Here is a 21,519-nt window from a genome sequence, read left to right on the forward strand (position 1 = left end):
TCGCTAGTAATCGCGAATCAGCATGTCGCGGTGAATACGTTCCCGGGCCTTGTACACACCGCCCGTCACACCATGGGAGTGGGTTGCACCAGAAGTAGATAGTCTAACCTTTGGGGGGACGTTTACCACGGTGTGGTTCATGACTGGGGTGAAGTCGTAACAAGGTAGCCGTAGGGGAACCTGCGGCTGGATCACCTCCTTAAATAGAAAGGCACAGAAGGAACTAGAGTGCCCACACAGTTTGTTTTCAAGAATCGGAACGCGGTCCAAGATTGGGGTCGTAGCTCAGCTGGGAGAGCACCTGCCTTGCACGCAGGGGGTCAGGAGTTCGATCCTCCTCGGCTCCACCAATAGATTGAGGGGATTGACCAGAACAAAGTGTTTTTGCGAGAGAGCATTTTATTCTGGTATAGCCGGAGTTCATTAACAAGATGGTAAAGAAGAAGAGGTAACACAAGCGATTGGTATATGCATCATATGATTTTGAGGTGATTGAGGTTATATGGTCAAGAAGAGAAGCGCAAACGGTGGATGCCTTGGCAGTAAGAGGCGAAGAAGGACGTGGAATCCTGCGAAAAGCTATGGGGAGCTGGAAACGAGCGTTGAGCCATAGATGTCCGAATGGGGGAACCCGGCTGCAGCGATGCGGTCATTTGCATTTGAATACATAGGATGCAAAGGCGAACTCGGGGAACTGAAACATCTAAGTACCCGAAGGAAAAGAAATCAAGAGAGATTCTCCAAGTAGCGGCGAGCGAACGGGGAGGAGCCTGGCGTGATTTATTATTGAATTGAGTAGAACAACTTGGGAAGGTTGGCCATAGAGGGTGAAAGCCCCGTATACGAAGGTTTGATGAGGAACTAGGCACGCGAGCAAGTAGGCCGGGACACGTGAAATCCTGGTTGAAGATGGGTGGACCATCATCCAAGGCTAAATACTACTTACTGACCGATAGTGAACCAGTACCGTGAGGGAAAGGTGAAAAGAACCCCGGAGAGGGGAGTGAAATAGAATCTGAAACCGTTTGCGTACAAGCAGTGGGAGCATTTCTTCGGAGGTGTGACTGCGTACCTTTTGTATAATGGGTCAGCGAGTTACTTTCAGTGGCGAGGTTAACTGAATAAGGGAGCCGTAGAGAAATCGAGTCTGAATAGGGCGATAGTCGCTGGGAGTAGACCCGAAACCGGGCGATCTAGCCATGTGCAGGATGAAGGTTGGGTAACACCAACTGGAGGTCCGAACCGGGTAATGTTGAAAAATTATCGGATGACGTGTGGCTAGGAGTGAAAGGCTAATCAAGCCCGGAGATAGCTGGTTCTCCCCGAAAGCTATTTAGGTAGCGCCTCGTGAATGATTACTGGGGGTAGAGCACTGTTTCGGCTAGGGGGCTGTCATGGCTTACCAAACCGATGCAAACTCCGAATACCGGCTAATTGAATCACGGGAGACACACGGCGGGTGCTAACGTCCGTCGTGAAGAGGGAAACAACCCAGACCGCCAGCTAAGGTCCCCAAGTACTAGTTAAGTGGGAAACGATGTGGGAAGGCATAGACAGCCAGGAGGTTGGCTTAGAAGCAGCCACCCTTTAAAGAAAGCGTAATAGCTCACTGGTCGAGTCGGCCTGCGCGGAAGATGTAACGGGGCTAAAACTAGTCACCGAAGCTGCGGATGTGCGCGAAGGCGCACGTGGTAGGGGAGCGTTCTGTAGGCTGAAGAAGGTGGATTGAGAAGTCTGCTGGAGGTATCAGAAGTGCGAATGCTGACATGAGTAACGATAATGTGGGTGAAAAGCCCACACGCCGGAAGTCCCAGGTTTCCTGCACGACGTTAATCGGAGCAGGGTGAGTCGGCCCCTAAGGCGAGGCTGAAGAGCGTAGTCGATGGGAACCAGGTTAATATTCCTGGACTTTTTATAAGTGGTGAAGTGGGGACGAAGAAGGCTAGGTGAGCCAGGCGTTGGTTGTCCTGGTACTTGCATGTAGGGGGGAAGACTTGGCAAATCCGGTTTTCCATAACTCTGAGGTGCGAAGTGGTTCTGACCTTTTGGTACAGAGAAGTCATTGATGCCCGGCTTCCAGGAAAAGCTGCTAGCCATAACTTATAGAGAACCGTACCGCAAACCGACACAGGTGGACAGGTAGAGAATACTAAGGCGCTTGAGAGAACTCGGGTGAAGGAACTAGGCAAAATGGTACCGTAACTTCGGGAGAAGGTACGCCCTTTCTGGTGATGGGATTTACTTTCAGAGCTGGAGAGGGCCGCAGAGACCAGGTGGCTGCGACTGTTTATTAAAAACACAGCACTCTGCAAATTCGTAAGAAGACGTATAGGGTGTGACGCCTGCCCGGTGCCGGAAGGTTAATTGATGGGGTTATCTTCGGAGAAGCTCTTGATCGAAGCCCCGGTAAACGGCGGCCGTAACTATAACGGTCCTAAGGTAGCGAAATTCCTTGTCGGGTAAGTTCCGACCTGCACGAATGGCGTAACGATGGCCACACTGTCTCCACCCGAGACTCAGTGAAATTGAAATCGCTGTGAAGATGCAGTGTACCCGCGGCTAGACGGAAAGACCCCGTGAACCTTTACTATAGTTTTGCACTGGACTTTGATGATGACTGTGTAGGATAGGTGGGAGGCTGTGAAGTGAGGACGCTAGTTCTCATGGAGCCGCCCTTGAAATACCACCCTGTTGTTATTGAGGTTCTAACTTGGTCCAGTAATCCTGGATGAGGACAGTGTATGATGGGTAGTTTGACTGGGGCGGTCTCCTCCCAAAGAGTAACGGAGGAGCACAAAGGTACCCTCGGTACGGTCGGACATCGTACCAAGAGTGTAAAGGCAAAAGGGTGCTTGACTGCGAGAGTGACGGCTCGAGCAGGAACGAAAGTTGGTCTTAGTGATCCGGTGGTTCTGAATGGAAGGGCCATCGCTCAACGGATAAAAGGTACTCCGGGGATAACAGGCTGATACCGCCCAAGAGTTCATATCGACGGCGGTGTTTGGCACCTCGATGTCGGCTCATCACATCCTGGGGCTGAAGCAGGTCCCAAGGGTATGGCTGTTCGCCATTTAAAGTGGTACGCGAGCTGGGTTTAGAACGTCGTGAGACAGTTCGGTCCCTATCTGCCGTGGGCGTAGGAAAATTGAGAGGAGCTGCTCCTAGTACGAGAGGACCGGAGTGGACGAACCTCTGGTGCACCGGTTGTCACGCCAGTGGCATGGCCGGGTAGCTAAGTTCGGACGGGATAACCGCTGAAAGCATCTAAGCGGGAAGCCTCCCTCAAGATGAGTTTTCCCATGAAGCCCGTTGAAGACTACGACGTTGATAGGCAAGGTGTGGAAGCGCAGTAATGTGTGAAGCTAACTTGTACTAATTGGCTGATTGTCTTGACCATATAATCTGAGTCACTTCAGAATATAAAATTGAATTGAATGCGTACAACGCATCGTGTAAACTCGGACTCTTTACCAAACCTGTGGCTTAATCGATAGCAATCAAAGCCTCAGGTAAACCAGTTTTCCTGGCGACTATAGCGATTTGGAACCACCTGATACCATCTCGAACTCAGAAGTGAAACATTTCCGCGCCAATGATAGTGTGAGGCTTCCTCATGTGAAAGTAGGTCATCGCCAGGGTTTTATTCTTTATAGCGGCTTACATGCCGCTTTTTTTTTATATACTTTCAAGTTTATCATTCTTAATGTTATCAATTGAGTCTAAATGAAAGGCTTCTTTTGCCTTGCGAGAAAAGGCCCAGAAAATGGCTTTGCAAGGCATGACGACATAAGGAGAAGCAAATCACGAGCAGACTAAAAAATAGAGATGCATGCAAGCTAAGGCCGTTCTAGGCAGTTAAAACTACTTTTTACAACTTCGGTAGATTATTGGTATACAAAAGCAGAAGTTTAAATGCATATTTTTGCTCTGGCAGAAATATTATGGGCGGCAATATCAAATTAATTGATAATGCCCTTTTTACAAATACTGAATTATCTGGCAGTGATTTTAAAGAAGCGTTCGGCAGTGAAACTTGAATACAAAGAACATCATCAGATTATGTAAAATATCTATCCTTTAATCTTATATAATGCCCGGCAGAATATTCAATGTGTTCTATCTCTTTTGTGGTCAGTTTTCTGATGGCTTGAGCGGGGCTTCCCAAATACAAATATCCACTTTTGAGTATTTTTCCCGGGGGCACAATGCTTCCTGCAGCCACCATGACATGTTTTTGTATGTGTACGGAGTCTAAAATTATAGAACCCATCCCAACGAGGCAGTAATTATCAATAGTGCAGGCATGTAAGACAGCTTTGTGTCCTACTGTGATTCCATGACCTAAAATTAATGGCCTACCACCAGGAGTGTAAGGGCCATCATGAGTGACATGAAGCACCGCACCATCTTGAATGCTGCAGGAGTGGTCTATTTGAATATAATTCACATCACCACGTATAACAGCCATAGGCCATACGGATACGTCATCTCCCAGGGTGACGTCGCCAATAACAGTGGATTGCGGATCAATATAAACTCGTTCACCTAATTTGGGGTGCTTGTCTTCAAATTTTCGAATAGAATCACTCATGTTTGTTTACACCATAGTTACAAATTCTTCAGCGCTGGTTGGATGAATGGCTACTGTATTATCAAAGTCTTTTTTACATGCGCCCATTTTTATGGCGACCCCAAAACCTTGCAACATTTCATCGGCGCTGTATCCGACGACATGCAAACCAATAATTTTCTCTTTTTTACCCAAGGTAACTAATTTCATAGCAGTAGGAGTTTTATCAATACTTAATGCATCATACATAGGGATAAAGCGGGTTTGATATATTTTAATTCTATTCATGCCATATTTTTCAATGGCCTCATGCTCGGTTAAACCAACAGAACCTGCTGGAGGATGGGAGAATACTACTGAACAAATATTATCATAATTTAAACAGGCATCAGGTTGATTCCCAAAAATTCGGTCTGCTAAACGTCTCCCTGCCGCTATTGCAACAGGAGTCAATGCGGGAGCATTAGTGACATCCCCAATTGCATAAACACCTTTAACGGAAGTATTTTGGAAAGCATCAACCAGGATCAATCCTTTGTCATCCATGTTAACTTTTATTTTATCAAGATTTAAATTGCCAGTTCTCGGCTTTCGACCTACAGCAGAAATAATGACATCAATATTTTCAATAACAGAGCCACTTTGGCACAAAATATTTTTTCTACCGTCGCTGTGCAGATGGATCCCTTGGGCTTTATGGTTTTGATGAATATAGATTCCTTGTTTTTGCATAATTTCCATTAAGGTATCACCAATCATATGATCAAAGCGACTCAGAGGTCGCGTGCCTCTCATTAGCAAGTGAGTTTCACTGCCGAGTGAGTTTAGGATTCCTGCTAATTCAACACCAATATAACCGCTACCAATAACCGCTACTTTAGCTGGTAATTTAGTTAATGAAAAAAAACCATCGGAATCAATAGCATGCTTTATGCCATTAATTGCCGGTAGAGCTGGCTCACCGCCAGTTGCAATAATAATGTGTTCTGCTTGATAAATAGTATGATCTATCGTGATAGAACTTTGATCGTGGAAAATACCTTTGCCTTGAATCAGAGTAATTTTGTGCTGTGAAAATCGTTTCGCATAATTTTCTCTTAACCGCTCAATATACGCATTACGTTTATTCACCAGTCGTTTCCAATCTAACTTGGCATTGTTTTCCAGGAAAAACCCATAATCAGGGGACTTATGGAGTGTTTCTGCAATGGATGAAGCATTGTACATAATTTTTTTAGGTACACACCCTAAATTAACGCAGGTCCCTCCTAAGTGGTTTTGCTCAATAACAGCTACTTTGGCTCCATACTGGGCAGCACGAACAGCACTGGCTATTCCGCCACTTCCTCCTCCAAGAACTATAAGGTCAAAATGTTTTGTTTTCATAGCTAATTAATAGGAAAATAAAATAATAGTATCAGGTCGTCCTTGGCCAACCAAGAGATTAATAAAATGAGTTTTATAAAAATCTAAAATATTTTTCAACTTCAACTGGATGGTTTTAGTTATGGTTGGTGTTGAAATCATGTATCAAGCACCAACTTGCCCAGATGTAACAGCAGCCTTATAGCCTCAAGTCAGCAAGGTATAGTACTGACAATAGAAATATAATGGTGAGATTATTGCTCTAATTTTAATAAAAGTTCCTTCCTGGTTTTTTCATCAACAAAAGCAGCCTCAATAGCCATACGGGTAATATCATTCATTGTGTCATCGCTATAACCATAAGATTTTTGAACCCTTTTGTATTCTTGAGCAAGTGTAGTACTCATAAAAGGAGGATCATCAGAGTTAATACTCACCTTAATTCCTGCTTCATAAAGTTTAGGGAAAGGATGACTATTCATGTCTTTGAATAACCCCAAAAATATGTTACTCGTGGGGCACACTTCCAATGCAATACCCCTATCTTTAACCATGGACATGATATCAGGGGAATCAATTACTCTAACCCCATGTCCAATTCTTTTTATTGGCAAGGTTTTCATTGCCTCCTCCATTCCTTTGGCAGAATCAAATTCGCCAGCGTGGACAGTGCATTCCAGTCCGGAATCTGCTGCTATCTGGTAAGCTTTGGTAAATAATTGAGGAGGAAATTTTGCCTCATCCCCACCTAATCCAAATCCTGTTACACAAGGAAACTTATCTATTGAAGCTTGCTTTGCCACGCGTTCGCATGCCTCTACACCAAAATGGCGTACGGCAGTAACAATAATTCTTCCAACAATATCAAATTGACTTTTAGCATCATCAATCGCTTGTTGAATTGCAGCTAAATGTTCCTTAGAGGGAATCCCACTGGATTGCTCTGCATGATCCGGGGAGTACATCATTTCAATATAGATGGCGTGTTCTTGAGCATTCGATTTAAGATAATCAAAGGTAATATCATAATAATCTTGTGGATTTTTAATGACGGATGCCAAGGTATCATACACCTTAAGAAAATCGAGAAAGTCTTTTGATAAGTAACTTTTTTCATCTGCCGCAATAAGACCATTAGGGAGAGTTAATTGGTTTCTTTTTGCCAGTTTTTTAGCCAGGTCAGGAGAAATAGTCCCTTCCAAATGCACATGTAATTCCGCTTTTTTCAAATTCATGATGTAACCTATTATTGTACTTGCAAGAAGAACAATGGTAACTTAGATAAAAAAACGATAAAATATATTTTTTTAAATAAAGTTATTTTGGATTGAGTATGAATACAGATGATATAAATAAAGCTTATGTCAGTCCTTACGATAAGTTTTTATATGAATTTGATGCAACCCATAAAAAATCAGCATCGCAACTGCAAGAAATTAAAAAGCATGAGCGTCTATTCAAAATGAGAGACGACAAAGACTATAAGATCGATCAAAGTGACATTTGGGAAGGGTTTTAAGCTTCCCAATTTAACAATCCTCATCGTTTAAAACAAAATTGCCATGCCAAATACTGATTCTCTCGGGAAATTGTATTCTGTGATCGAAGTAAGAAAAACCCATGAGTTGTCCGAGAGCTTTAGTTTAAAATCTATCCAACTAACTTTCTTATTTTGCTGTTGGAGTTGCACTTACATGGGTCTTTTCAGTTATTAGCTTTTTTGGATTACCCCAACAAAGCATGCAAAAGTTTATAGGATAAAATTGTTAAAATTGAGGCAGCGGGTAATGTCAGAACCCATGACATAAAGATATTACGGATGACAATGAGATTTAAAGCACCGATACCTCTTGCCAAACCTACGCCTAAAACAGCACCAACCAATGTTTGAGTGGCCGAAACTGGTATTCCTGTGCTAGTTGCAACTACTACTGTAGTTGCTGCAGAAAGTGTTGCGGCAAAAGCACGGCTGGGTGTTAAAGCGGTAATGGAACTTCCTACAGTTTCGATGACTTTTCTTCCATACATGAGAAAGCCAATTACTACCCCTAGGCAGCCTAATAAAATAATCCAGGAAGGATAATTATCTGCATCAAATATTTGATTGGAATGCATGACCAGACTATGGACAATACTTAACGGTCCAACCGCCAAGGCGACGTCATTGGAGCCATGGGCGAAAGCCATAGCGCACGCCGTCATTGCCATAAGCACAGCAAAATATTTTTCTACCTGAATAAATCGCTCCCTGCGCCTTATTTTATGATATTCAGGAATACGTTTAATAAAGATCATGCCCAGAATAGTAATTACTATACTGGTTGCCAGAGTTACTGCTAAATCCTGTTTTAAATTCAAGTGAATATCAAAATGGTTAAGTCCTTTAAATACAGTGATAAACGATAAGATAAAACCAATTAAAAAAAGATAAATAGGGATATATAGCTTGGCTTTAGTCAAGGGATTGCTTTTTACGAATATCGTTTGCTGTATACTAATGAACAAGGCGTAGGCTGTAATTCCAGAAATCAAGGGGGATGAAACCCATCCAATAGCGATTCGAGCCACTTGATTCCAATGTATTGCATCTGGACCCAAAACTATAGTACCAAAGCCAACCATGGAACCTACCAATGCGTTAGTTATCGAAACAGGAACTCCCAGGTAACTGGCAAGATTCATCCATATTGTACAGGCGAACAAAACGCATAACATGCCTTCGATGAGGATTAAAGGTTCATTAGAAAGCTGACTGGTATTGATAATCCCATCACGCATGGTTTCAGTGACTCCTTCACCTCCTAAAAAAGCGCCTGCAAATTCGAAAATAATAGCGATAAGCATGGCTTGACGGACGGTTACTGCCTTTGAGCCCATAGTGGTACTCATGACATTAGCCAAATCGTTGGCGCCGACCCCCCAGGTCATAAGAAAACAAAGAATAAGAGCAGCAAAAAGTAGGTAAATTGAATAATCCATGAGTGATAACTACCGGGCAATAAGAATTTGAAGTCGACCACCAACTGTCTGGGCATGGTCAGCCAATTCGCCAATCCATTGGACCAGTTTGTATAGAAAGATGACATCTATAGCAGGGAGTTCCTTTTCTAATTCAAAGATTTTATGCCTAATATCGGCAAGTTTTTCATCGCAGTCATGCTCGATTTCGTCTAATTTTACTATCATTTCTTCAACGATTTTGACTTCACTGCCTCTGAATCCGGTTTCAAGCAATTCATCCAATTCATTAATTGCTGTGCAGGCCTGTTTCGAGGCATCAAGACATCGACTTAAAAAAGGCATAAAAGACGGGATTAATTTTTTAGGTATGTCCATTTGCCTGCTTATAATTAAGCCAGCAATATCTTCTGCTTTATTGGCAATTCTATCTTGAGCGCTGAGCAACTCTAATATATCTGTGCGAGCAACTGGTAAAAATAAGCCAGTAGGTAGATGAAGACGCAAATCACGTTTAATCAGGTCTGCTTCTTTTTCAATAGTGATGATTTTATCCTTGATCTTGTTTGCAGTATCCCAATCATTTTTGAGCACTGCTTCAAAAAAAGGGTACAACTGTTTGGCACACTGATGTGCTTTGCGTATGTGTTGTTCAATGGGCTTTATTGGAGAAGGCCCGAACATATTGAATATACTACCCATAAATTTTGATCTCGGATAACAGAGTTTGAGGATTATACCTAAACTTTTTGAGGAACAAAACTACTACTTATCTATAGTGAGTACAGATTAAGAATTAAAGGCGGGACATTTATAATCTTGTGAGTCTATCCATTAGTGCTACAATTCAATAAAGGATTGTATAATTAAACTGGAACAACAGGAGTGTTTCTATGATTAAGCGGTGGCTATTAGTGATATTGTTAATCTCTGGCAACGCTTTTTCCCAACAGATGATAACCAAGGTCATCGAATTGAATTATTTGCAAGCAGATAAAGTTATTCAATTAATCCAGCCATTATTGCAGACTGATGAGAAAGTGAGTGGCTCGGGGCAAACATTAATTGTCAATGTAAGTCCTCAAACTTTAACACAAATCAGAAATGTATTACATAAGATAGACGTCCCGCCCGTTGTTTTTAACATAACTGTTTACCAAGGGGATCCCGAATGGTTAAGCTCACAAGATGGCAATGATGTTGTTTATAGCACACAACCACAATATGAGGTGCAGCGTAGTCAATCCGTTAAAGTCATGAGTGGGGAATCCGCTTTTGTCGCTACCGGTGAACAAGTGCCAGTAGTCACTTCAGTTGGTGTTGGTCTTTTAGCCACAGGAGTGTCTTACGAGCAGCATAATATTCAAAATGGTTTATTAGTACACCCTGTTTTGCAAGGTTCACAGGTCAAATTGACCGTGAGGAAAGTGCGAGAACAGGAAAATGTGGAGAGTGATCAACAATTTGATAATCAACAAATAGATACTACGATCATGGCACCATTGAATAAATGGGTTCCATTAGGTACAGCAGAAGGGGTTCAAAATACAGATTCTTCTTCTACTTCTTATACCGCTGGAAGACCTTTTTCGCAAAACTCAACTTTGTACATTAAGATATCAGTTGTCAAATCCATCCCTTCTGGAGCTACCAAATAAAATCATAGATTTCCTATTTCATAATAATTTTCAATATACAAGTTCTGTTAGCCATGAAATTCATAGTGGTTCAGTATTCTGGGCATATGCTCGTCCATATCGGTTTAAATTAAAATCAAAATGTAAAAATTAAAATCACACATGGTATATAATTAAAGTGAGCGGAGAGAATTTTGGGGGGCTTCTTATGGCAATTATCAGTTCACTAGCCAATCACTTATTGATTGCCATGCCTTCTTTAAAAGATCCAAATTTTGAAAGGTCCGTAGTCTATTTATGCGAACATAACGAGCAGGGGTCAGTAGGTTTAATGATTAACAGACCTTTACAGTTTCCATTATCTATTGTTTTTGAGCAATTGCAAATCGAACCTATTCGAGTAGAAAAAAATGGATTGCCTTTATTGTTTGGCGGACCTGTTCAACCAGAAAGAGGATTTGTTATTCATAAGCAAATGGGCGGATGGCGCTCCAGCTTGTTTTTGCAAGATGAGGTGACGGTTACCACCTCAAATGATATTATTCGTGCCATAGCTTATGACGAAGGGCCTAAAGATGTATTAATTACTTTAGGTTATGCCGCCTGGACAGAGCAGCAACTGGAAAGAGAAATTATGAGTAACACGTGGTTGGTTTGCCCTTATAAATCTGAAATTCTTTATGAAGTGCCCTTTGAAGACCGCTGGGAATATGCTGGATTAACACTGGGTGTCAAAATGAATCAACTTTCTTCTGATGCTGGCCATGCCTAAAGGTGTGTATTTAGGTTTTGATTTCGGTTATAAACGCATAGGAGTTGCTGTAGGGCAGCGGCTAACTTGTAGTGCCTCTCCCTTATCTACTATAGAAGCCAAGGCCGGAATCCCTGATTGGAATGCCATTCAGAAAGTGATAACCCAATGGAATCCACAAGCTTTAATTGTAGGTCTTCCTACCTGTATTGATGACAGTGAATTATACACAACATCAGCCGCTCGTCGTTTTGCAAAACAATTACATAAACGATTTACTTTACCTGTGCATTTGGTCGATGAACGACTATCGACAGTGGAGGCCAGAGGGTATTTGTTTGAGCAGGGAGGGTACCGTCGGATTAAAAAAGCTGAGGTAGATAGTATAGCAGCTTGTGTTATACTAGAGCAGTGGTTGCAACAATCAGAATAACTCAAAGAGTCTTATTCTTTTGAGCTAAAATAAAATTTGGCGGGGGAACATGAAGCATTTTCTTGAAATTAGTCAATTGTCATCTGAACAAATTGAATCCTTATTGCAACGAGCTTTATATTTTAAACATACAAAGCAATACCCTTCTTATTCCCAAAGTATTATTGCTAATTTATTTTATGAAAACAGTACCAGAACCCGGGTAAGCTTTGAGTTAGCAGAACGTCACCTGTCAATGTCTGTTGTGAATCTGGAGCTTCAGACTTCATCAGAAACTAAAGGCGAAGCGATTGAAGATACCATTAGAACGTTGGCTGCTATGGGTATCCAATATTTCGTAATTCGCCATAAGCAAGATGGGCTGCAGCAAAATTTAGCCAATAAGTTAGGTGATACAGTTCATATAATAAATGCTGGTGATGGAACTCATGCTCATCCAAGCCAAGCGATACTGGATATGGTGACAATAATCGAACAAAGGCCGCAACTAGATAAATTAAAAATTGCTATTTTGGGAAATATTAAACATTCACGCGTTGCTAACTCTTTCCAATGCATTTGCAGTAAATTGGGGATTGGTGAGTTAGTTCTGATTTCTCCAGAGATTTGGCAACCATCACAAATCCACTTTGGACGAGTAACTGATAATCTCAAAGAAGGTCTAGCGGATGCGGATGTGATAATTTGTCTGCGAGTTCAAAAGGAACGTTTGCTGGAAGATGATCATTTGGATTTGAATTTATATAGAGATAATTTTGCCCTTACTCAAAAAAGCCTGTCTTATGCAAAACCTGATGCTATGGTTATGCACCCTGGGCCTATGAATCGTGGAGTTGAAATTGATAGTGAAGTCGCTGATGGCAGCCAATCCTGCATTTTACAACAAGTTACTAACGGTGTTTATGCAAGGATGTCTATTCTTGAGTCGCTGATAGTGGGTTAAATATCTCTATATCCTGTCATGTGTTTTGTTTGGTTTCTCACAAGTTAGTGATTAATTAAAAAAAACCTTCAATCGACAATTCTTGTTCAGGAGTAAGTGGTTTACCTATATCAGCAGCACAAGCGTTTATTTTTAATTTTTCCCCTGCAGTGCCGACGCAATAAAGCATAGCTCCTTTAGCATTTATAATAAAGACTGTTATTTTCCCATGATCAGATTTTTTTGTTTTCGTAGCATGTACGCTAATTTTATAATTTAAAGGATTGGGGATTTTGTTTAGTTTTTCATTAAAGCAATGAGTAATATTTGAATTGATTTCTTCTGATGCATCATAGCATTGTGATAACAGCGATAACGCAGTATCTGTATATTGATCTGCCATTGCAGATTGCCACGGATAAAATACTAAAAACAGGAAATAAATTAGTCTTGCTATTCGCATGAAATTGTACTTTATTTAATTTATATGGTTAATTATAGATCTTATCTGGATATATTGGATAATAATTTTTTAAATTATTAATTTAAGCCGTCTCTATTGATTTGATAAATTTGTATCGGTGTATTTCCAGAGTAATATTTTTTCCGTTTGATAAAGCATTTTTTCTGTATTAAAAGACCTCACGTTTAACTATTATTGTATGTGACAGGAAACATCAAAATTATTTCATGTAGGTCTATTAAGGTAGGTCTATTAAGGTAGATCTATAGATAAAATTTGTCCTTGCGTCAGTGGTTTTCCTTGTTCTCCAGCACAGGCATTTATTATTAAAGTTTGTCCTGTGGTTACTATGCAGTAATGCATATATCCTGTTTTATCGACCATAAAGACTGGTATTCGCTCATTGGTGCCTTTTTCGTCAGTTTTAAAATTCATGATTAATTGAAAATCTTCTGCATTAGGCATAGCCTTAAGTTTATTGGTAACGCACGGGGTGAAGTCTTTACTAAGGTTTGCTGTTTCATCGTAGCATGATTTTATAATCGCTAGCGCATTATCTGTAGGCCTATTAGCTGCTGCAAATTGCCATGGTAACATTAATAAAATGCAATGAAATAGGAATCGGATGCTTCTCATAATGGCCCCGTAATTTATATTTATGTATAATTATAGGACAACTTTTTGGGTATGCGATTAATACTAAATTTTTTTTTATACCCAATCATTTAAGAAGAAATTCTATTTGGGCAAATGCAAGATTTGTTTATAGGATAAAGCCTGTTGCAGGTGTATTAGCCTGACTTTATTACATTCATTCATATCAGCAATGGTCCTTCCTACTTTTAGCAAACGATGATAACCACGAGCCGACAGTTTTAGTTTACTCATGACGTCTCTAAGAAACTGTTGCTCTTCTGATCCCAATTCGCAAACCATTTCGCATGTTTTAGAGTTTAAATTGGCATTGAGACTATTTTGTCGTGTTATTTGTATTTCATGCATTTTTATTACCTTTTCTCTGATAGCAGGACTTTGTTTTTCTGTATGAGAGTTTGGTTTAATTAACTCTTCTTGAGATAATGCGTGAATGGTAACCTGCATATCGATTCTATCTAATAATGGAGCAGATAGTTTTGCCAAATATCGGCTGATTCTATCAGGGGTACATAAGCAATTGGCTTGTGAGTTACCCCATTGACCACAAGGACAAGGATTCATTGCTGCGATTAATTGAAATTTGGCCGGAAACTCTATTTGTGCAGCTGCCCTTGAGATGCAAATATGCCCTGACTCCAAAGGCTCTCTAAGTGTCTCCAGTACTTGCCGGTTAAATTCGGGTAATTCATCTAAAAACAATACACCGTGATGAGCCAATGAAATTTCACCAGGTTTAGGCGGGTTGCCCCCTCCAACTAATGAGATAGGGGAAGCCGTATGATGTGGTGCGCGAAAAGGAGGTAAACGCCATTCTCTGAAATCAGGTAATTTGCCTCGAATTGAATTGATAGCCGCACATTCGAGAGCTTGTGTTTCGGATAGCTCGGGGAGCAAGGTACTAAATCTTCTTGCCATCATCGTTTTTCCACTGCCTGGTGCGCCACTTAGCAGAATACTGTGTCCTCCACAGGCAGCAATGACCATAGCATTTTTTGCATGATGTTGTCCCTTAATATCAGACCAATCCAATTCATGGTTATTTAATACAAGATCTGGTTTGCGGGGTAAGTTCTGTAAAGGAGTACCTTGGCATAGATAATCGCAAACTTCGCGTAAACTATTGGCAGTATAGACTTTGGGATGCCCGGTTAAAGAAGCTTCGGCAGCATTGGCATTCGCTATAATCAGATGTTGATTGTCTTTATGAGCTGCAAGAACAGCAGGAATAATGGCAGAAACCCCTCTAAGCTCGCCACTTAAAGCCAATTCTCCAATAAATTCGTGATTGGCAAGATTGGTAAGAGGAATTTGCTCTGATGCTGCGAGTATTCCTAATGCAATAGGCAAGTCAAAACCACTTCCTGTTTTAGGTAAATTGGCAGGACCAAGATTAACAGTAATTTTACGACACGGAAATTCGAATTGGCTATTTATAATGGCGCTGCGCACTCTGTCTTTACTTTCTTTCACGGCAGTTTCAGCAAGTCCTACCATAGTAAAACTTGGCAAGCCATTTGATAAATGGACTTCGACAGATACTGGTTGTGCGACAATACCAATAGTACTTCGCGTTTTGGTAAATGCGAGATTCATAAGATTTTTTCCTTATTATGTTGGACTTAAGTCAGCCAAATTTCCTATTGACGACTAATGGTTATTATTTTTTAATCTCTTGCTGCTCAATGAAACCTTCAAGCTGATGCTGCAATTGTTCCAATTTTTCTCGAGTTCTGGCAAGTACCTTACATTGCACATCAAATTCCTCACGAGTAACAAGGTCCATTCGGCTGAATGTTGATTGCAGTACTTCTTTAAATTTTTGTTGAATGTCTTTTTCAAAATTTTGTAGACTGGTAGGTAAGGTAGCGAAAAGCTTATTGGCTAATTCATCAAATTGCTTGGGGTCGAACATAGTGGCTCCGATTATTTTTGAATACAGTCTAGCAAAACTGTTGAATTACAACTATACCCAAGATGTTTTGAAAAGCAATAACATAAAAATTGCATACCACTAATATCATGGGTGTCTCTGCATTTAACGCGATGGAAAAAATATGAAAATGATCACTGCAATTATCAAACCATTTAAACTTGATGATGTACATGAATCTTTAATGGAAATAGGAGTGCCAGGAATTACCATATCGGAAACTCGAGGATTTGGGCGTCAAAAAGGTCATACCGAATTATATCGAGGTGCGGAGTACGTGGTAGACTTCCTCCCCAAAATTAAAATTGAGTTGGCATTGCCAGATAATATGGTTGAAGCAGCCATAGAAGCCATTTGCAAGTCTGCCTACACTGGTAAAATTGGTGATGGCAAGATTTTTGTTTATGCCTTGGAACAGGTAGTGAGGGTTAGAACAGGGGAAGTCGGTACAGACGCTCTCTAGAAGGTCATTTTAGGCCACGGGATTTCGCCAATAAATAGCTTTTTGGGTTATCACGGCATCAAGGGGGACATCCCAAGGTCGTGATTCAATATAATCAACTCGTTGAAATTGATAGGCGACACCTAACAGATGCGCTTTTGATTTATTAGCCAAGGTACGATCATAGTATCCTGCCCCCATTCCCAAGCGGGTACAGTAGGCATCGAAAGCAACCAGTGGCATGATAATCAAATCCAACTCGTCAACAGGTAAGGCTAATGCAATATCGACATCAGGTTCAGGGATATCGTACCTGTTCATTTTAAATGACGTGTTGGGATTAGCCGGTAAAAATGAAAGAGTAGAATCTTTATTTAATACCGGGAAATAACAATATTTACCCTGAAGAGGTGCGCTTTTCCAGAGAGACGTTAAATCAACTTCTCCATTAATTGCAAAGTACAAGGCTATTCGCTTTGCTTGCCGGTATTGTTCCAGCGAGCGGATACGAGTACAAATTTGATTGGAAGATGAGGTTCTGTAGGATACAGAAAGCTTGGATCTTACCTGTTTTATGGTATTTCTTAGAGCAATTTTATATTGGTCTGACATGATTTAGTATCGCTAATATTCTTTTTTATTATTAGATGGATTGGGCTTAAAGTTCAAGTGTTTATAGGTATCAATACGTTGTATTGTGCATTGAGTGATTGTAAATGCGCGATGTGATAAGTTTATAGCAAAAAATAATTAAAAACTACTAGGCAAAAAATTGAAAATGAGGTATATAGCCGTCCTGGAATCCTGTTCCATTTGAGCAATTATTTAATGTTACTTTTAATTCTTTGAGGGAATGTTATGAGTGACTTGTTTGAAGAAGATGAAGAAGAAGTAATCGAAGTTGTCGACGATTTTGATGATGTTGAAGTGGATACTGAAATTATAGAGGCTCCTGGTGTCAGTTTGGATGCACGCAGGCGACTGGAAAATATGTTGGAGGAAAAGCGATTGCGAGACGAATTGGATGATTTTGTAGATTATTAATTATGAGATCATAATGCCTACTCGTGTTATCGAAGAAAAAGGAGACGTGACGCCATCATTTGGAATTGATGATCGCATTTTTTTAGGTGAGGGATTATTTGAAACAATTAGAGTCAATAGTTCCAAGCCTTCCTATGCTTATAGGCATTGGGAGCGACTGGGCAATTCAGCTCGTCAATTAGGTATTCCTTTTGAAATTTCATTTGATGATTGGTTTGAGCACCTTATTCAAAAAATCCAAAAAGATAACTTGTATCATGGTGGGATTAAAGCCATTTTGAGTGGTGGTCCTGCCTCCAGGGGGTTGGCAGAACGAGGACAAGTCAGTCAATTAATTTTTCAGACTTTTAATTATTCAATACAAAAGCATCCTGTTCGGTTAATCAGCGTTAATTGGTTGAGGGATAAGGCTAATCCGCTTTATCGATTAAAATCAGTGAATTATTTAGAGGCAATTATTGCTCAACGCCAAGCGGTTGCTGTTGGAGCAGATGATGCCTTATTTTTCAATACAGAGAGTCATGTTACTGAAACAACTTGTGCCAATTTGTTCTTGATTGAAAATAACGTTTTGTATACTCCGCAAATAGAGGATGGTGTTTTACCCGGTATTACCAGGTCACTCCTCATTTCCCTTTGCCAGCAACACAACATTCCAGTGCAGGAAATATCACTAACGAAAAAAAGGGTTGAAGAAGCTGATGCTGTTATTTTAACCAATAGCCTGCAGGGTATCAGAAGGGTGCTTTCTCTGGATAGCATTGTTTTTGAAGTCAATCATCCAATTATCGATAAATTGGTTTTTTTATTAAACCAGGATGAATCTTGGTAAACCTCTCCTAGTTAAAAAAGACGGCTACCTTTTTTTCATTATTCTGATAACAAATAAGAAGAAAATCGCTAATCCGGTGAGAAAAACCCCGCCATTTCTATAAAAATGGCCTGGTCTTGTCAGGGCATCCATGCCGGCATAGCCGAAATAGGTATAAATAATTTCTGCAGGAATTAGAAAAATAAAAGTAGTAATCAAATAAAGACGAAATGATATTCCAGTTACTCCCAGACCATAATTGACCAGATTAAAGGGTACTATTGGAAATAATCGCAAGAAAGCCACAAAAACCCAGCCTTTTTCGTCTACTCCGGCAATCAATTTATTTAGTTTTTCACCCTTTTTGGTTGAGAACCAATCGTAAACCAAATGTCTTGTGATTAGAAATGCAAACGCAGCGCCACTGGTGGCTCCCAATAAATTAAGCAAGGTACCAAATACAGGTCCAAACACAGCTCCCCCTGCGAGAGTTAATACCATTGTGGGTAAAAGAAACAAAGTTGCGAGACAGTAGGTAATCAAGAAAAGAACAGGGGCAAGCCAACCCAGATCGTCTATATAATCAATGATCTCTAACGAATGATTATGAAAGACCACTGCGAAAATAATTAAAACTAATATGGCTAAAATGAAACAGAATGTCTTAATGGTTTTTTGTGTTAAAGTTAAGATGCCCTTCACTTTATTACAGGAATTAAGGACTCGCAAGCCTTCTCTCAATATTCTGAGTAAATTATCATAAAAACAGATATTGTTTTTCACTTAAATTTTTTTAAATAACATTAACATGATTTCATAAACCCATCTATTCAAATCGTTTTGAATCTTGCAGAATAAAAGTCAATATAGAGATAACTGATACAACACAATGACAAAAACAAATGAGGAAGGTTTAACCTGGAAGGAAAAACAAAAACAGCGGGCTAGAAAATGGATAAAAGCTTTTCTGGTAAAATGGTTTAAAGTGGAGGTTAAAGGACAGTATCAGCCCAATATTCATTCGGTCATTATTGCCAACAGAACTTCGGTCATTGATGTATTACTCCTGTCTGTATTTTTACCCGAACGATTAACGTTAGCTTTACACCCTAGTATGTTTAAAAAAATATGGGTAAAAACCTTATTGCTTTTTGCTGATGTCATAGTGGTTGATCCAGGCAGCGCTCGAGCTACAAGAATTTTAATCAGGGCAATACGGGCTGGCAAGCGTTGTCTTCTTTTTCCACAGGGATTGTTAAAACAGCAAGAAGATAGCCTAAAGGTATTTGAAGGGCCTGGATTGGTACTCCAAAAGGCAGGTGCCGAGGTAGTTCCGGTTCGTATTGAAGGGGCTGAGCGCAGTATTTTTTCTAATAGCAAAAATAAACATCGAATACGCTTATTTCCGAAAATTACTCTTCATATATTACCAGCTCAACAATTTGGTCAAGCTGAAAATACAGGTGTCGACAGAGAAGGTATCAGTTTACGTTTATTCCGACTAATAAGCGATTTGTCGTTTGCCAACAGTTTCAAGCCATATGTATTGTTTTCGGCTTTAATTGAAGGAGTGAGTATAGGAACTAAAAACAAAACTAAAATAGAAGATAATAGTCGTACTCCTTTAACTTATAGACAGTTCCTTGCTCGTTGTTTTATTCTGGGGCGCCAAATTAAAAAGCAAACGGCTATAGGCGAAACTGTTGGAGTAATGATGCCGACTACTATAGCTGGCATGGTCACTTTTTTTGCTTTACAAGCTTATAGACGAATACCTGCCATGTTAAATTTTAGCATGGGCTTTTATAACTTATATTCAGCTTGTAATACAGCAAGAATTAAATCAATTTATACCGCAAGACAATTCATAGAAACCGCCAAATTAGAACCCTTGGTAGAAGAGTTACAACAGGCGGGTATAAGAATTCATTATTTAGAAAATTTTAAATCAACCATTCATTTAGGTAACAAGCTGTCCGGGGTATTCAAAGGCTTCTTTCCCACTCTAAGCTACCGTTTTCTTGGTGACAAAATATCCCCTGATACAACAGGCATAATCCTGTTTACTTCTGGTTCTGAGGGAAAACCCAAAGGGGTTGCTCTTAGTCATGCCAATATATTGGCTAATTGTTGGCAAATGACTTCCAGAGTCGACTTTACTCCACGAGATGTTTTATTTAATTCCTTACCTATATTCCATTGTTTTGGCCTTACAGCAGGAAGTGTGCTTCCTTTGGTTAATGGTTTGAATTGTTTTTTCTACCCTTCCCCTCTTCATTATAAGGTAATTCCTGGATTGGTTTATCAAACAGGGGCTACTATTTTGTTTGGCACAGATACTTTTTTAACGGGTTATGCAAGGGCCGCGGGCAAACATGATTTCAACAGCGTCCGCTATATCTTTGCTGGCGCCGAGAAAGTGAAACCGGAAACCATTAGACACTGGAGCGAAGCGTTTAGGGCAAGAATTTATGAAGGCTATGGTGCTACCGAGGCATCGCCAGTCATATCGCTTAATTGTCCGTTGGCATCAGTACCGGGTAGTGTCGGAATGATTTTACCTTTTATGGATTTTAAAGTAGAACCAGTAGAGGGAATTGTACAAGGCGGGCGTTTAAAATTATGCGGACCCAATATCATGTTAGGTTATCTTGATGAGGATAAACCTGGGGTAATTATAGAACCTGAAGATGGTTGGCATGATACGGGAGATATCGTCACCGTGAATGCGGATGGATTCATTACTATAGCAGGTCGTGCCAAACGTTTTGCCAAGATTGCTGGTGAAATGGTATCTCTTACAGCGGTGGAAGGAATTGCAGCTTCAATTTGGCCTGAATTATTACATGCCGCTGTTGTGCAAAAATCGCCAAGAAAGGGGGAGCAAATTTTCTTATTTACTGAAGCAGAGTATGCAGATAAAGTATCATTTATAAAAAAGGTTAAGGAGAGAGGACAATCAGAGCTGCTTGTTCCTCATACTATTTATCCGGCATGCCAAATTCCTGTCTTGCCTTCAGGAAAAATTGATTATGTAACGCTTGAAAAGCAATTTTTAGAACAGAAAGAAACCATGGAAACAGTATAAATGAAATTGATATGTATAGTATTAGCCCTTATTTTAACCCTTATTGTCATTCTGTATTTATTTCCTCAAATCAACTTTCGAGAAATGCCAAAGGGATTAGTTGAGGGGCAATTGCCTGATGATAAGCCAAACTGGGTAAGTAGTTTGGTTAATGAATCGGACTCTCACTATATTGTTCCCTTGAAGGTTGAGAGCATGTCTGAATTGGCAGCATGCATTGAAAGTAAGGTTCCAGAATTGAAGATTCAGAAACAGGACGCTTCTCTTTTGATAGGGTATAGACAAAGCCGCATTTTCCATTTTGTTGATTGGTTATGCATCCATGCGGATGGGAATGTTATTTCAAGTGCAACCATGGGGTATTCTGATTTTGGCAAGAACAGAGAGTTGGTGGAGAAAATCAGATCCCAGTGTTCATAATTTATCTCAATCAGTCCATTTTAATAAA

21 protein-coding genes, 1 tRNA gene and 3 rRNA genes (1 of these 25 only partly in view) are annotated in these 21,519 nt (G+C 40.2%); 14 read left to right on the forward strand and 11 right to left on the reverse strand.

All coding sequences use genetic code 11. The annotated features are described in order from the left end of the window. From EL201_RS02965 to rrf, 4 genes are all read left to right on the forward strand, one after another. Positions 1–202 (forward strand): 16S ribosomal RNA (locus tag EL201_RS02965) (it extends 1,342 nt beyond the left edge of the window). A 72-nt stretch (positions 203–274) separates the two neighbouring features. Continuing rightward, positions 275–350 (forward strand) — tRNA-Ala (locus tag EL201_RS02970). Between the two features lie 154 nt (positions 351–504). Then, positions 505–3,397 (forward strand): 23S ribosomal RNA (locus EL201_RS02975). Between the two features lie 125 nt (positions 3,398–3,522). Next, positions 3,523–3,638, forward strand: a 5S ribosomal RNA gene (gene rrf / locus EL201_RS02980). Together the 16S, 23S and 5S rRNA genes with 1 tRNA gene alongside form the textbook arrangement of a ribosomal RNA operon. Before the next feature lie 419 nt (positions 3,639–4,057). On the opposite strand, the gene EL201_RS02985 is transcribed toward rrf, so the two are convergent. From EL201_RS02985 to EL201_RS02995, 3 genes are all read right to left on the reverse strand, one after another. Then, positions 4,058–4,591, reverse strand: coding sequence for a gamma carbonic anhydrase family protein (locus EL201_RS02985; RefSeq protein WP_027223629.1), 534 nt, complete (start codon positions 4,589–4,591; stop codon positions 4,058–4,060). Positions 4,592–4,597: 6 nt separating this feature from the next. Then, on the reverse strand, positions 4,598–5,956 hold the full coding sequence (gene gorA, locus EL201_RS02990; protein WP_027223630.1) for a glutathione-disulfide reductase: 1,359 nt from the start codon (positions 5,954–5,956) through the stop codon (positions 4,598–4,600). 233 nt (positions 5,957–6,189) lie between these two features. Further along, positions 6,190–7,170, reverse strand: coding sequence for an adenosine deaminase (locus tag EL201_RS02995; protein ID WP_027223631.1), 981 nt, complete (start codon positions 7,168–7,170; stop codon positions 6,190–6,192). A 98-nt stretch (positions 7,171–7,268) separates the two neighbouring features. On the opposite strand from EL201_RS02995, the gene EL201_RS03000 reads away from it, so the two are divergent. Beyond that, positions 7,269–7,454: a CBU_0585 family protein gene (locus EL201_RS03000; RefSeq protein WP_027223632.1), complete on the forward strand. Its 186-nt coding sequence runs from the start codon at positions 7,269–7,271 to the stop codon at positions 7,452–7,454. A gap of 206 nt (positions 7,455–7,660) precedes the next feature. Here EL201_RS03000 and EL201_RS03005 read toward each other — a convergent pair whose 3' ends face one another. Together EL201_RS03005 and EL201_RS03010 are read right to left on the reverse strand one after the other, a co-directional pair. Further along, entirely contained in the window at positions 7,661–8,914 is a 1,254-nt protein-coding gene (locus EL201_RS03005; protein WP_027223633.1) for an inorganic phosphate transporter, read from the reverse strand. 9 nt (positions 8,915–8,923) lie between these two features. Next, on the reverse strand, positions 8,924–9,595 hold the full coding sequence (locus EL201_RS03010; protein ID WP_027223634.1) for a TIGR00153 family protein: 672 nt from the start codon (positions 9,593–9,595) through the stop codon (positions 8,924–8,926). A 191-nt stretch (positions 9,596–9,786) separates the two neighbouring features. Between EL201_RS03010 and EL201_RS03015 the strand changes: the two genes are divergently transcribed. The 4 genes from EL201_RS03015 to EL201_RS03030 all read left to right on the forward strand — a co-directional run bounded on the left by EL201_RS03015 (position 9,787) and on the right by EL201_RS03030 (position 12,657). Next, positions 9,787–10,551, forward strand: a complete 765-nt coding sequence (locus tag EL201_RS03015) for a type II/III secretion system protein (RefSeq protein WP_027223635.1) — start codon at positions 9,787–9,789, stop codon at positions 10,549–10,551. 187 nt (positions 10,552–10,738) lie between these two features. Then, on the forward strand, positions 10,739–11,302 hold the full coding sequence (locus EL201_RS03020; RefSeq protein ID WP_027223636.1) for a YqgE/AlgH family protein: 564 nt from the start codon (positions 10,739–10,741) through the stop codon (positions 11,300–11,302). Beyond that, positions 11,295–11,714: a Holliday junction resolvase RuvX gene (gene ruvX, locus EL201_RS03025; RefSeq protein ID WP_027223637.1), complete on the forward strand. Its 420-nt coding sequence runs from the start codon at positions 11,295–11,297 to the stop codon at positions 11,712–11,714. Before EL201_RS03020 ends, ruvX begins: the two co-directional genes overlap by 8 nt. A gap of 49 nt (positions 11,715–11,763) precedes the next feature. Further along, a complete protein-coding gene (locus EL201_RS03030; RefSeq protein WP_027223638.1) occupies positions 11,764–12,657 on the forward strand; it encodes an aspartate carbamoyltransferase catalytic subunit in 894 nt (297 codons plus the stop codon). Between the two features lie 55 nt (positions 12,658–12,712). Here the strand turns inward: EL201_RS03030 and EL201_RS03035 are convergent, their stop codons facing one another. The 4 genes from EL201_RS03035 to ubiK form a co-directional block, all read right to left on the reverse strand. Next, positions 12,713–13,039, reverse strand: coding sequence for a hypothetical protein (locus EL201_RS03035; RefSeq protein ID WP_027223639.1), 327 nt, complete (start codon positions 13,037–13,039; stop codon positions 12,713–12,715). 312 nt (positions 13,040–13,351) lie between these two features. Continuing rightward, on the reverse strand, positions 13,352–13,735 hold the full coding sequence (locus EL201_RS03040; RefSeq protein WP_027223640.1) for a hypothetical protein: 384 nt from the start codon (positions 13,733–13,735) through the stop codon (positions 13,352–13,354). Positions 13,736–13,837: 102 nt separating this feature from the next. Further along, positions 13,838–15,349, reverse strand: a complete 1,512-nt coding sequence (locus EL201_RS03045; RefSeq protein WP_027223641.1) for a YifB family Mg chelatase-like AAA ATPase — start codon at positions 15,347–15,349, stop codon at positions 13,838–13,840. A 64-nt stretch (positions 15,350–15,413) separates the two neighbouring features. Beyond that, entirely contained in the window at positions 15,414–15,668 is a 255-nt protein-coding gene (gene ubiK / locus EL201_RS03050) for a ubiquinone biosynthesis accessory factor UbiK (RefSeq protein WP_027223642.1), read from the reverse strand. A 142-nt stretch (positions 15,669–15,810) separates the two neighbouring features. On the opposite strand from ubiK, the gene EL201_RS03055 reads away from it, so the two are divergent. Continuing rightward, complete coding sequence (locus tag EL201_RS03055) at positions 15,811–16,149, forward strand: P-II family nitrogen regulator (protein ID WP_027223643.1); 339 nt, start codon at positions 15,811–15,813, stop codon at positions 16,147–16,149. A 9-nt stretch (positions 16,150–16,158) separates the two neighbouring features. Here EL201_RS03055 and EL201_RS03060 read toward each other — a convergent pair whose 3' ends face one another. Further along, a complete protein-coding gene (locus EL201_RS03060; protein ID WP_027223644.1) occupies positions 16,159–16,740 on the reverse strand; it encodes a 5-formyltetrahydrofolate cyclo-ligase in 582 nt (193 codons plus the stop codon). Between the two features lie 246 nt (positions 16,741–16,986). Here EL201_RS03060 and EL201_RS03065 point away from each other — a divergent pair, with 246 nt between their 5' ends. Beyond that, positions 16,987–17,172, forward strand: coding sequence for a PA3496 family putative envelope integrity protein (locus EL201_RS03065; RefSeq protein ID WP_010946331.1), 186 nt, complete (start codon positions 16,987–16,989; stop codon positions 17,170–17,172). Positions 17,173–17,185: 13 nt separating this feature from the next. After that, the gene (locus tag EL201_RS03070; RefSeq protein WP_027223645.1) at positions 17,186–18,004 is read left to right on the forward strand and encodes an aminotransferase class IV; all 819 of its coding nucleotides are present in this window, start codon (positions 17,186–17,188) and stop codon (positions 18,002–18,004) included. Between the two features lie 24 nt (positions 18,005–18,028). On the opposite strand, the gene EL201_RS03075 is transcribed toward EL201_RS03070, so the two are convergent. Next, the gene (locus tag EL201_RS03075) at positions 18,029–18,712 is read right to left on the reverse strand and encodes a TVP38/TMEM64 family protein (protein ID WP_050598322.1); all 684 of its coding nucleotides are present in this window, start codon (positions 18,710–18,712) and stop codon (positions 18,029–18,031) included. Positions 18,713–18,872: 160 nt separating this feature from the next. On the opposite strand from EL201_RS03075, the gene EL201_RS03080 reads away from it, so the two are divergent. Both EL201_RS03080 and EL201_RS03085 read left to right on the forward strand, forming a co-directional pair. After that, positions 18,873–21,071, forward strand: coding sequence for an AMP-binding protein (locus EL201_RS03080; protein ID WP_027223647.1), 2,199 nt, complete (start codon positions 18,873–18,875; stop codon positions 21,069–21,071). Beyond that, the gene (locus EL201_RS03085) at positions 21,072–21,491 is read left to right on the forward strand and encodes a DUF1499 domain-containing protein (RefSeq protein ID WP_027223648.1); all 420 of its coding nucleotides are present in this window, start codon (positions 21,072–21,074) and stop codon (positions 21,489–21,491) included. It begins immediately after the preceding gene. The last annotated feature ends 28 nt before the right edge of the window (positions 21,492–21,519 follow it).

Source organism: Legionella pneumophila subsp. pascullei, from assembly GCF_900637585.1.
In the GTDB taxonomy this organism is placed as follows: Bacteria; Pseudomonadota; Gammaproteobacteria; order Legionellales; family Legionellaceae; genus Legionella; species Legionella pascullei.